This is a genomic window from Streptomyces griseus subsp. griseus, assembly GCF_003610995.1.
Taxonomy (GTDB): domain Bacteria; phylum Actinomycetota; class Actinomycetes; order Streptomycetales; family Streptomycetaceae; genus Streptomyces.
On the sequence record NZ_CP032543.1, the window covers coordinates 648,020 to 660,217 of the forward strand.

Below are 12,198 nucleotides of genomic sequence, written 5' to 3' on the forward strand. Positions count from 1 at the left end.
AGCGACGTACGGGCGCGAATCCAACGCGGTTCCAATCTAACTCTCGGGCTCGATCTCCTCATGTCGGGCCTGTTCGGCTCCACGCTGGTGGAGGTGTCGCGCATTCCCGGAGCGGAAGCCGAAGCGCGCGAGCCTGGCCGCAAGGAATCCTGCCGGGGCACAGGCGATCGCCAGGGCGGCGGCCCTCCACCCCAAGGGCTCCGTGTCCAGTACGGCAACCAGCGGCGGGAGGTAGAGCGCGGCCGCGGCCAGCAGCGCGGAGGCCAGGACGGAAACCAGGAGGAACGGGTTCTCCGCCGTCATGGGCCGGTCCCGGAGGCCGATGACCACTCCCAGCTGGGCGGCGAGGAGGGCCAGGAAGAGGACGCTCTGCCACGGCTCGTCCCAGGCCCGAGCCGCAAGCCCGGCACTGAGACTGACTACGGTGACGACAGCTGCTGTCAGCGACAACTGTTGCCAGGCACCCCCTCCCAGAATGTGCTGGTCCGCCCGGCGCGGGGGACGTCGCATCACTCCCGGGGAAGCCGGCTCCGCTCCCATGGCCACGCCGGTCAGCCCGTGGGTCAGAAGGTTGATCCAGAGGATTTGTCCGGCGCTCAGGGGCAGGGGGAGGCCCAGGAGTGGTCCGATCAGCATGACGAGTATCTCCGCCGCACCGCCCGCCATACCGTAGACGAGAAATCGCCGGATGTTGTCGAACACCCGGCGCCCCTCTTCGACCGCGGCGACCACGGTCGACAGCTCGTCGTCCGTGAGCACGAGGTCCGCCGCCTGGCGGGCGACCTCGGTGCCGCGTCCGCCCATGGCGATGCCAATGTCGGCCTGGTGGAGTGCCGGGCCGTCGTTGACGCCGTCACCGGTCATCGCGGTGATCGCGCCGCGGGCACGCCAGGCGGCCACGATGTCCAACTTCTGCTGCGGGTCCGTCCTGGCGAACACTCGCACCGCCGTGAGGTCGGGCACGCTTCCTGAGGCCACGTCCTCGCCGGTGACGACGTGATCGGCAGCATTCTGCGCTCCGAGCAGTTCGACGCGGTCGGCCACCGCACGCGCTGTGGCCGGGTGGTCACCGGTGACGAGTATCGGTGTGATCCCCGCGGCCCTGCACGAAGCCAGCGTGGCGGTCGCGTGTGGTTTCGGTGGGTCACTCAATGCCACCAGGCCGAGCAGCCGGAGGTCTGTCTCCCCGGCCATGACCGGTTTCGGCGTCTTTTGGCGGGGGCCTGAGGCGACTGCGAGCACGCGGTACCCGTCCTCCGCGAACCGTGCCGCTTCCGCGCGCGCCAGACGCAGGGTCTCTGGGGAGTCGGTGAGAACCGAAGGAACGAGGACGGCTTCGGGAGCCCCTTTCAGACACACCAGAACGCCTCCGGAAGGCACCGTGTGGATGGTGCTCATCCTCCTGCGGACGCTGTCGAACGGTGCCTCCGCAACTCTGGGGTGGGTGGAGACCAGCTCTGTGCGGTCTGAGCACCCCACTTTGAGCGCGGCCGTGAGGAGAGCGCCCTCCATGGGATCACCGAGAGCCTCCCAGCGGCTGCCGGGGGACGCGGATGAGGGGGGCCTGAGGACGGCGTCGTTGCAGAGGGCCGTCGCTGTGAGCACTTCCTGTGCCTCATGCCGTTCTGCCGGACTCGCGGCCCGCCCACGGGCCAGAATGTCCCCCTCCGGTTCGTAGCCGACCCCCTTGAGTTCGACGGTGCTGTGGGGCGTCCAGACGTGCTGGACCACCATGCGCCCCTCGGTCAGCGTCCCGGTTTTGTCGGTGGCAAGCACAGATACCGAGCCGAGCGTCTCTACTGCGGGGAGCCGCCGCACCAGCGCATGGCGGGCTGCCATACGTCGTGCGCCGAGAGCCAGGGCAAGGGTGACGACGGCGGGAAGCGATTCCGGCACCGCGGCGACAGCGAGACTGATCGCGGTCACTGCCATCGTGCCCAAGGGCAGCCCTCGTATGAGTCCCTGCGCGAGAACCAGCACGCACAGGACCAGCGTCACCATGGCGAGCACGCGTCCAAGGGAGGCGAGCCGCAGTTGCAGGGGCGTGGGCCGACGCCGGTCGTCCAGGAGGGCGGCGATGCGACCGAGGGCGGACGCTCCCCCGGTGGCGGTGACGGTCGCGGCGCCTCTGCCCCGGACAACGACGGTTCCGGCATGCAGCGGCGCTCCCGTGTCCTTGTCCACGGAAACGGATTCTCCGGTGAGCATGGATTCGTCGACCAACAGTGCGGCCGCCTCGTCGAGCGCGGCGTCGGCGGCGACAATGTCTCCCTCGGCCAGGAGGAGGACGTCTCCGGGCACGACGGTGGCGGCGGGAACGTCGTGGTCCGTCCCCTCCCTACGGACCCGGGCGTGGGGCGCGGAGAGCGCGGACAGAGCCGCCACCGCATTGTCGGCTCGTATCTCCTGAGCGACACCCACCGTGGTGTTAACCACGATCACGAGTCCGATGACCACGGAATCGGCGTGATCACCGATCGCCAGGGTCAGGGCGACGGCTGCGATCAACACCATCACCAGCGGGTCCCCGAGCTGGGCGAGGACCCTGGAGTAGAGCGGGCGCGCCTTTCGGACGGCGACTTCGTTCCGCCCCACCTCGACAAGCCGATGTGCTGCCTCGGCTCGGGTGAGCCCCGGCGTCCGACGGCGAAGACCGACGTCCGTTCGATCCTCCGCAGAAGACATGACGGTCCGCTCACAAGGCAGGGACCGTGACCACAGGGCAGTGGGCCCGGTGCAGAAGTCCGTGCACGACGGATCCGAGCCTCATCCCCGTATAGCCGCCTTCACCTCGCCGCCCCACCACGATGCCCTGTGTGTGCTCACCCGCTTTTGCCAAGACCTCGACCGGGGAGCCGATCTGCACATCGTGGTGCACCGGCACGTCGGGATACTGCTTCTCCCACCTCGCGACTGTCTCGTACAGCAGACGGCGCTGGTTGTGGAACAGCGTGTCCCCGGTACGAAGCGAGAAGACCGGAGGCTGCCAGACGGCTAGGGCGTACAAAGCGCATCCTCGGAGAGCGGCTTCCTCGAAAGCGAGGGCCAGGGCGGCGTTGGACGGCTCACTGCCGTCGACGCCCACCACGAGACGGGACGCATCCGGACTGCCGGCGCCCGGAGGGTCGCCCACGACGACTACTGGGCAGCGAGCCTGAGCGGTGAGCGGAATGACCACCGAGGCGGAACTGAGAATCTCTTCGGCACGGTGCAGATGCCGGGAACCCAGCACTACCAGACGCACACGGTGGGAAAGGAGCGCCAGTTGTCGCCCTGGGAAACCGTCGAGGAGCGAACCGGTGATCTCGATATCGGGCCATCGTCCTTGCGTCCAGGAGATCGCGGCCTCCAGGGTCCGTCGGCCCTCCCTAGAGAGTGTCCAGTGGTGCGGGGCATCGTCGACGCGCTGGGTGTCGTGCAAAGGAGGGACGGACAGGGCTAGGCGAAGGTGCAGCCCGCGGAGGCGAGCCTCGTCGGCGCCCCAGGTGACGGCGGGGTGCCAGTCCCCTCGAGGGTCGACACCCACCACGACTTCCTGACGAATCTCTGCGCTGCTCATAGCGTGCTCCGATGATCGCCATCCTGGCAATGAACACCCCGACGAGTCCCCTTTACGGGAGCGCGCCTCACACCGAATGGGGTGACTCTTCCAGGCTGACAGCCGGTCTCCTTCTCGAGAGGGGCCGCCGGGTGCAAACCCGGGGACCGAAGGACCCATGCCGCAGGCGTCCCCCGGCGGGAGGAAGACACGGGGAACCGGTCGGCCTCCGGACGGGACCGTTCGGCCCCTCCAATTGGCATGCGGCGGTGTTCGAAGGTGGTACCGGAAGCGCTCCGCGCTGTGGGGATAAGTGGAGGCGCAGCAGGATGCGACATCTCCGAGTAGGCGACCTGATGACGGACGAAGTGCTCACGGTCAGCTCGGCGACGCCATCAGCGACCGTCGCCAGCCTGTTCGCACGGCACGGCATCAACGGCGTCCCGGTGGTGGGCGAGGACGATCACGTCGTGGGGTTGGTCTCGGCGAGTGACTTGCTGAGTCGGTCGGCTGCCACGGTCGGCGGAATCATGTCCTCTCCGGCTGTCACCGTCTACGCGGAGCAGACGGCGGCGGAGGCCGCCCGGCTCATGGCCCGTCGTGGCTGTGAGCGGCTCCCTGTCATCGACGATGAGGAGCGCTTGGTCGGCATGGTGACCCGACGTGACCTCCTGGGCTTCTTTCTCCGGCCGGACGCCGAGGTGGTGCTGCGGATCCGGGACGGCATACTCGGCGAAATCTTGCGGGTACAGGCCGATGCCGTGCAGGTGCACGTGCTCGACGGTGTCGTCGTTCTCACGGGCAGACTGCCGCAGCAAAGCCTGATCCGAATCGCCCTCGCGCTCACCTCTCGAACCGAAGGAGTCGTCGCCGTGGTGAACCGCATCTCGGTAGAGACCGACGGCACGCATTCCCCGAAGAGACCGGAAACCGCTTCCTGATCCACCCTAGACAGGCTCCGGCGCCCCCTCTTCGGAGCACGAGGGCCATGACCGACACGAGACAGGAAGATCATGCTGTCGATCGAGCAACGCATCACCGCCGCCGTCCCGTCGCTCGTCGAGGAGGCCGTGACCGCGCCGTCCATGCACAACGCGCAACCCTGGAAATTCGTCCACCGTTCCGGGACGAACCTCCTGTCTCTGTACGGAGACCCTGATCGGGCAATGCCCGTCGGCGACCCCGACCACCGTGGCCTGCACATCGGATGCGGGGCAGCGCTGCTGAACCTGCGGGTAGCCGCGGCACACCGCGGTTGGAAGCCCCTTGCCCAGCTTAGTCCCGACCACCGCGACCCATGGCGTCTCGCTGACGTCAGGCTGGAGGACTCCGGGAACACGGACCCTCAACTGGCCGACCTGCATCCTGCCGTGCGGCGACGGCACACCAGTCGATATCCGTTCGCCGAAGAGGCGGTCGCACCCGAGATCCTGGACGAGTTGAGCGCGGCCGCACTCCTGGAGGGGGCGCGGCTCATCGTTCCCGGAGTCTGGCACGCCGACGCCGTCCTGGACTTGGTACACGACGCGGAGCTCTACGAATCAGCCAACGAAGCCATGAGAGCCGAGATCATCACGTGGACCCGCACGGGCAAAGCCGGGGAGGGCCCGGACACCGAGGGCGTCCCCTCGTACGCCTTCGGTCCACGTCAGCACGGGGTGACGGCCCCGGTGCGGGATTTCGACGTGCCACGAAGCTCACGGGACCGGGCGTCCGCCACCTTCGAAGAGCGACCGCAGATCGCCTTGCTGGGGACGAGGTCAGACCTCGCTGCGGACTGGCTCAGGGCAGGTCAGGCCATGGAGCGGATCCTCCTGCAGGCCACTCTCGACGGGCTTGCGACCTCCGTGATCTCGCAGCCCCTGGAATGGCCCGAGCTTCGGCACCTGACGCGTGACCCGAACTCCACGATGGGCTTCGTGCAAATGATCATCCGGTTCGGGTATGGGCCGTCAGGCCCGGAAACGCCGAGACGACCCGTCACGGAGATTCTGGAGATCATTTGACAACGGCACTCGCCCGGTGCTGTCTACGCTCATTTCGGGGATTCCTGAAGCGGCAGATGAAACCAGTGCTCCCTCCCCGGCAGCACCGCTACCCTTCTGCCCTCCGGGAGCAGCACCACGAGTGGACCCTGAGGCGGAGAGGGAACGCTGATGCCGATGCGCCCAGGGAGCAGCCGGATCCGCACCCCACTGTGTCCCCGGAAGCACAAAGTGAAGGAGAATCGAGGAATCTCTCTGAGGGCCACGGGGTCTATACGCAGACCCTCCTCACCGGCTTCCAGACCCGTGATGCCTCGCTCGACCAGATCAAGTGTGCCCGCCATGGCACCGAGATGGATGCCCTCGCCGGTCGTCCCGCCCTGAAGGTCGGCCACGTCGCTCAGAAGTGCCTCCTCCACGTACCTCCAGGCCTCCGGGCCCTTCTGACGTGCAAGTACCCAGCCGTGCACCAGACTGCTGAGCGTCGACCCGTGACTGGTGCGCGGCAGGTAATAGGCGACTGTCCCGTTCCAGATCTCGTCGTCGAGCCGGTAGCCGAGACGGCCGAAGAGAGCGGTCAGGTCGGCGGGCCGGAAGAGATGGCCGAGCATGAGAGCGTCGGCTTGCTTGGACGCTTGGTAGTTGTTGACCGAATCACCCTCCGCCTCCAGGATCCGGTCCAGTCTCCGGATATCGGCGTAGCGGCGCCGATAGCGCTCCCAGTCGAGTTCCTTCAGGTCCCCGAAACCCTCGAACTGGCTCAGCACACCGTCATGAAAGGGCACGTAAAGGCGGCGGGAGACGTCCTCCCAGCGCGCATGCTCCTCCGCGTCGATCGCCAGTCGCTCCGCGAGCTCCTCACGCCTGGCATCGGGCAGGGCGTCGAAGACCTCCAGGGCCCGGGCCAGGACCCATGCGGCCATCGCGTTGGTGTAGGCGTTGTCGTCGATGCCCGGCCGGTCCGCGCCCGGATACGCGTCGTGGTACTCGTCGGGGCCGACCACCCCCCGCAGCCGGTAGCGGCCACGGCCGGGATCGAAGGCCGCCGTGCTCGCCCAGTACCGGGCCACCTCCAGCAGGATGTCCGCCCCGGCCGCGTGGAGGAACCCTGGATCACCCGCCGCCTGTGCGTACCGCCAGGCGTTGAGCGCCACCGCGGACCCCACATGGCGCTGGAGGTGCGAATGGTCCGGCAGCCACCGGCCGGAGACGGGATTGAGGTGCATCGCCTGGGTTTCTTCATGGCCGGAACTGGCACTCTGCCAGGGGTACATGGCTCCACGCGCCCCGGCACGTCGGGCAGCCGCTCGGGCTGCGGGCAGCCGCCTGTGGCGGTACATGAGCATCGCTCGGGCGACTTCGGGGAAATGAAGGGTGAGATAGGGCAGGACGAAGAGTTCGTCCCAGAACACATGGCCCCGGTACGCCTCTCCGTGCAGCCCGCGGGCCGGCACTCCGACATCGAGCTCCGCCGTGTGCGGCGACAGGGTCTGCAGCAGATGGAACAGGTGCAGGCGCAGCACGTGCCCGCTCTCCCCGGGTACGTGCAGCTCCGCCTGGTTCCACATGCGCTGCCACGCAGACCTGTGCGACCGGAGCTGTCGGCCGAAAACGGGGGCGTGGGCGAGGCACTCCAGCGCTGCGGCCAGCGGGTCACCGGCGGGGCGGTCGAGTGAGGTGTGCAGGGCGACCGTCTTGGTGACCGTCACCGAACTGCTGGGGGAAACCGGGAGCATGAACCGCTGCACGGCAGCACGGGCGGCGTGAACGTACTCGGCAGGTCGTGCCGGGCTGGAGGTGGTGCGGACGGCGAGAGCCAGGTGGACGGCCGACTGGACAGTCCGGCAGGTGAGCCAGGCGACTCCCCCGGGCTCCGCTCCCTTGCGGTGTTCGGTGAGGTGCTGCCCGTCGAGGTCGCCGTAGCGTTCCACTCCGGCATTGGTGACAGCGCCGTCGAGAATCGACTCGACCTCGAGGCGACCGGCCCAGCCGTAGGCTCTGAACGCGCTGCGCTGAGCGGCCAGGCAATCGGTTCCCATGTGGACGAACCGCTGATGGGTGACGCGCAGACCGCGCCCCGCACCGTCTCGGTAGAGCAGACGGCGGGTGAGGACACCGGCTCGTAGGTCCAGATGCGTGGTGCAACGTCTCAGTTCGGCGGAGTCCGGCGTGAGCCACTGCCCGGGTGGTCCGTCTTCGGGCAGGCAGCGATAGCGCACCAGCGTCCAGTTCGGAAGGTTGACCAGGTCCTCGTTCTCCACCGTCCTCCCGGCGACGGTGGATGAGAGGCGGTCGTAGCAGCCGGCCAGATAGGTCCCCGGATAGTGCGCGTCGTCCGCCGCGCATTCCGGAGCGCTGCCCCGCGTGGCGAATCTGCCGTTGCCGACGGTGCAGAGGGCCTCGACCAGCCGCTCCGTGTGCGGGTCATAGGCGGAGTAGTTCCAGCTCCAGGCGTCGTTCATGGACGTTCCGCCCGAAGCTCGTCGACGAGAGCGGCAAGGTCGCGCAGCACGACATCCGCCCCCATGGTGTGCAGCGCGACGGCCCTGCCGGCGCTCGGTGTCCGGTCCAGCCCGACGACGAGACCGAAGCCGCCACGGCGGCCCGCGGCCACCCCCGCCTCCGCGTCCTCGACCACTGCGGCTTCGGCCGGGCGCAGCCCCATCCGGGAAGCGGCCTCCAGGAACAGCGCGGGATCCGGTTTGCCGGGAAGCCCGAGGCGTGCGACGTCCCTGCCGTCGACCACGGCGTCGAAAAAGCCGATGATGCCTGCCGCCTCCAGCAGGTCCCCGGCATGCCGTGAGGCGGAGGCTGCGGCGCACCGAACTCCCTTGGCGCGAAGGGATCGCAGCGCGGGAGCCACATCGTCGAATACGGGAACCGCCCGGGTCGAGAGCATATGGGTGAAGGCCTGCTCCTTGGCGGCGGCGACCGCCCAGATGCTGGTGCAGCCGGGCTGGTCGTCCGGTGCGCCCGCCGGCAGCACGATGCCTCGGTCCTCCAGGAAGGCGCGGGCTCCGTCAAGCCGTGCTTTGCCGTCCACGAGGCGTCGGTACTCCGCATCCGCGTCGAAGGGAGGCTGTCGCAGGTCGTCGGGCCGCAGCTTCTCGATGCAGTGGTCGAACGCGACTTTCCAGGCAGCGGCGTGTAGGGAAGCGGAATCGAGCAGCACACCGTCGGTGTCGAAGACGACGCCGCGTGTGCCGGGAGCGGCACCGGTCGCGGTTCCCGCGCCGCTCTCCTCGGAGGGTGACGGCGGCAGGTGAGGCATCCGTGGGTCACTGCGGGGCATGGAGGGCGACCTTCAAGGCTCCGGTGTCCGCCGCCCGGGAGAACACGTCATACGCCTCCTCCATCTCCTCCAGTTCGAACCGGTGCGTGACCAACTCGGCCGATGGCAGCCTGCCGTTCGCCAGCATCCGCAGCAGCATGGGAGTCGATGCGGTGTCCACCAGTCCTGTGGTGATGGTGACGTCCTTGATCCAGAGATCCTCCAGGTGGAGGGTGGCAGGTTTGCCGTGAACACCGATGTTGGCGACCCGGCCGCCGGGCCGGACCATCCGGGTGCACGTCTCGAAGGTCTCTGGTACGCCGACCGCTTCCATGACCACATCAGCCCCCAGCCCGTCCGTGAGGTCCGCGACGAGTTGCCCAGGCTCCTCGTCGGCACGGACGGTGGCTGCGGCGCCGAGAGATCGGGCCGCCTTCAGCCGGGCGTCCGCGAGGTCGACCGCGATGACCCGCTCGGGCGAGTAGAGACGGGAGGTGGCGATGGCGGCCAGACCGATCGGGCCTGCGCCGACCACGACGACGGTGTCACCCGGGCTCACGCCGCCGTTGCGGACACCGACCTCGTAGGCGGTGGGGAAGATGTCCGCCAGGAGGACGGCGTCGACGCTGTCGACGGAATGGGGTAGCGGATAGACCGAGAGGTCGGCGAACGGCACACGGACATACTCCGCCTGTGTGCCGTCGATGGTGTGGCCGAGCACCCAGCCGCCTCCGCCCCGGCACTGTCCGTAGCGGGCTTCCCGGCAGTAGCGGCACCTCCCGCAGGCAGAAATGCAGGAGACCAGCACCCGATCCCCCGGCCGTACGGTCCGTACATCGCCGCCGGCCTCCACCACGGTGCCCACCGCTTCGTGGCCCAGCACCCGCCCCGGCGTCACTTCGGGCACGTCACCCTTGACGATATGCAGATCGGTACCACAGATAGTGACCGCTTCGACACGCACGATGACATCGGCGGCGTCCTCGATGTCCGGATCGGGAACATCCCGCCAGGTCGTGCGGCCCGGTTCCTCAAAGACGAGTGCCTTCATGGCATGGCCTCTTCCTTGCCTCAGTTCCACGGAGTCGCTTCCAGACTGACTCCGCCGACCAGTGGCCCGCATGGGCCGGTCGGTACCCATCAGAGCCCCTGCCAGGCCCTGATGTCCTGGAGTACCGATGGGACAGTGGGAGTGCGCCCCGCACCGACAGCAAGGGGAACTCCATGTCGCAGCCGACGCCGCCACCCGTCTCCCCGGCTTCCCGTGCGGCACTGCTCACGTTCCTCGGTGCCACGAGCACCGTGACCGGCAGCAAGTTCTTGATCGAGAGCGACCACGCCCGCATCCTCGTCGACTGCGGGCTCTTCCAGGGTTTCGCCGATCTGCGCCGCCGCAACTGGGAGAAGTTCGCCCGGCCCCCGGCCGACATCCACGCGGTCGTGGTCACCCACGCCCATCTCGATCACTGCGGGTATCTCCCCCGCCTCGTCCGGCAGGGCTTCCGCGGCCCGATCCTCATGAGCGCCGACACGGCACGGCTCGCCGAGATCGTTTTGCGCGACAGCGCCAGGCTGCAGATGGAATCGGCCCAGCACGCGAACACCCACGGCTGGTCCAAACACCGCCCCGCCAAGCCGCTGTACGACGACGCCGACGTGGAGAAGACGTTGAGCTTCTTCGATCCCGTGGCGGTCGGCAGCGACGTCGAGATCATGGCGGGCACCCGCCTCACACTGCACCGCGGAGGCCACATCCTTGGCTCCGCCTGGGCACGTCTCACCCTGGAGGACGGTCACGCATTGGCGGTGTCCGGCGATCTGGGACGCCCGGGTCACCCTCTGCTGCTTCCCCCGGAGCCGTTCTCCGGCGCCGACGTACTGCTGGTGGAGAGCACCTACGGCGACCGCCGGCACGCCCCCACCGAGAGTCGCGCTGCATTCGCCTCGACGATAGGACGCACCCTCGCACGAGGTGGCACCGTCGTCATCCCTGCCTTCGCCATCGACCGGACCGAGGTCGTCCTCCACGAGCTCGTCGAGCTACGCGCGGCCGGCGTCCTGCCGGCAGCGGTACCCGTGTACGTCGACAGCCCCATGGCCCTCGCGGCGCTGGACGTCTACCGGCAAGCGGTGCGGGACCGGTCGCCGGAGCTCAGACCGGACGTTATGGACCAAGGCGCGGGAGCTCTGAGCCCTGACCCGTTCCTGGCGGCCCGCACGGTCCAGGAGTCCATCGCCATCAACAGCACGCACGGCCCGTGCGTCATCGTCTCCTCGGCCGGAATGGCCACAGGCGGCCGAGTCCTGCACCACCTGCGCCGGCTGTTGCCCGACCCGCGCAACACCGTCGTCGTCGTCGGCTTCGCCGCAGCCGGAACCCGCGCCAGAGACCTGGTGAACGGCGTACCCGCGCTCAAGATGTTCGGCGAGTACATCCCCGTCCGCGCCGAAGTGGCAGATGTTCCGCACTTCTCGGCACACGCCGACGGGAGTCAGATCCTCGACTGGCTGCGCGGCGCCCCGCCCCCGCACACGACGTACGTGGTACACGGCGAGCCGTCGGCCGCCGAGACGCTGCGCGCCCGTATTTCCGACGAGCTCGGCTGGACCGCCGTCGTCCCACGCTCCGGAGAAGCCGTGCTGGTCCGATGACCGAATGCGATAACGGCCCGGCCCCACGCGTTCACACCGCTGACCTGCGGCCGTCTTACAGGAGAGGATCATGACTCCACACCCGTACACCGTGGCCGACGTCATGACGAGGAAGGTCATCGCAGTCGCGCGGACGGCGTCGTTCAAGGACATCGTGACCGCGATGTCGCGGTGGTCCGTCAGTGCTCTCCCGGTCGTCGAAGGGGAAGGCCATGTCGTGGGGGTGGTCTCGGAGGCCGACCTGCTACCGAAGGAGGAGTTCCACGAGCGGAGTCCTGGCCTCCTGGAACAGATGCACCGCCTCGACGCCACAGCCAAGGCAGGCTCCCTGACCGCCGAGGACCTGATGACACGGCCGGCCCTGACCATCGGCCCGGACGCAACTCTGCCACAGGCCGCCCGGCTGATGGCGACCCGCGGAGTGAAACGCCTGCCGGTCGTCGAGGGGGACGTCCTCAGGGGCATCGTCAGCAGGTCGGACCTGCTGAAGGTCTTCCTCAGGCCCGACGACGAGATCGCCGAGGACGTACGGGAGCAGGTGGTCGCGCGGCTCTTCCCTGTATCGCAGCAGAAGGTGAGCGTCCAGGCCGATGCGGGCGTCGTGACAATGTCCGGCGTGGTGAGGGAGGCACGCCTGATCCCGGTGGCAGCCCGTCTAGCACGGGCATGCGCAGGAGTGGTCGACGTTCGGTGCGAGCTGACCGCCGCCGAAACCCGGTGACCGGCACCCGTGCCGCCGTGCACACCTCTGA

At 68.5% G+C, this 12,198-nt stretch carries 9 protein-coding genes; 4 read left to right on the top strand and 5 right to left on the bottom strand.

Translation table 11 applies throughout. The features are described from left to right. Positions 1–36: 36 nt before the first annotated feature. The gene (locus D6270_RS02920; protein WP_109166904.1) at positions 37–2,685 is read right to left on the bottom strand and encodes an HAD-IC family P-type ATPase; all 2,649 of its coding nucleotides are present in this window, start codon (positions 2,683–2,685) and stop codon (positions 37–39) included. Positions 2,686–2,695: 10 nt separating this feature from the next. After that, positions 2,696–3,559 (bottom strand): universal stress protein, encoded by an 864-nt coding sequence (locus tag D6270_RS02925; RefSeq protein ID WP_109166903.1) that lies wholly within the window; start codon positions 3,557–3,559, stop codon positions 2,696–2,698. Positions 3,560–3,894: 335 nt separating this feature from the next. On the opposite strand from D6270_RS02925, the gene D6270_RS02930 reads away from it, so the two are divergent. Both D6270_RS02930 and D6270_RS02935 read left to right on the top strand, forming a co-directional pair. Continuing rightward, a complete protein-coding gene (locus tag D6270_RS02930; protein WP_225976758.1) occupies positions 3,895–4,479 on the top strand; it encodes a CBS domain-containing protein in 585 nt (194 codons plus the stop codon). Positions 4,480–4,551: 72 nt separating this feature from the next. After that, positions 4,552–5,544: an Acg family FMN-binding oxidoreductase gene (locus D6270_RS02935; RefSeq protein WP_109166901.1), complete on the top strand. Its 993-nt coding sequence runs from the start codon at positions 4,552–4,554 to the stop codon at positions 5,542–5,544. 29 nt (positions 5,545–5,573) lie between these two features. Here the strand turns inward: D6270_RS02935 and D6270_RS02940 are convergent, their stop codons facing one another. The 3 genes from D6270_RS02940 to D6270_RS02950 form a co-directional block, all read right to left on the bottom strand. Beyond that, complete coding sequence (locus tag D6270_RS02940; protein ID WP_109166900.1) at positions 5,574–7,985, bottom strand: glycoside hydrolase family 65 protein; 2,412 nt, start codon at positions 7,983–7,985, stop codon at positions 5,574–5,576. Further along, entirely contained in the window at positions 7,982–8,695 is a 714-nt protein-coding gene (locus D6270_RS02945) for an HAD family hydrolase (protein WP_225976759.1), read from the bottom strand. Before D6270_RS02945 ends, D6270_RS02940 begins: the two co-directional genes overlap by 4 nt. A gap of 106 nt (positions 8,696–8,801) precedes the next feature. Then, positions 8,802–9,845 carry a zinc-dependent alcohol dehydrogenase family protein gene (locus tag D6270_RS02950; RefSeq protein ID WP_109166899.1) on the bottom strand — a complete coding sequence of 348 codons (1,044 nt, stop codon included), beginning with the start codon at positions 9,843–9,845 and terminating at the stop codon, positions 8,802–8,804. 173 nt (positions 9,846–10,018) lie between these two features. Between D6270_RS02950 and D6270_RS02955 the strand changes: the two genes are divergently transcribed. Together D6270_RS02955 and D6270_RS02960 are read left to right on the top strand one after the other, a co-directional pair. After that, on the top strand, positions 10,019–11,446 hold the full coding sequence (locus D6270_RS02955; RefSeq protein WP_109166898.1) for an MBL fold metallo-hydrolase RNA specificity domain-containing protein: 1,428 nt from the start codon (positions 10,019–10,021) through the stop codon (positions 11,444–11,446). A 70-nt stretch (positions 11,447–11,516) separates the two neighbouring features. Further along, entirely contained in the window at positions 11,517–12,167 is a 651-nt protein-coding gene (locus D6270_RS02960; protein ID WP_073825129.1) for a CBS domain-containing protein, read from the top strand. Positions 12,168–12,198: the final 31 nt, after the last annotated feature.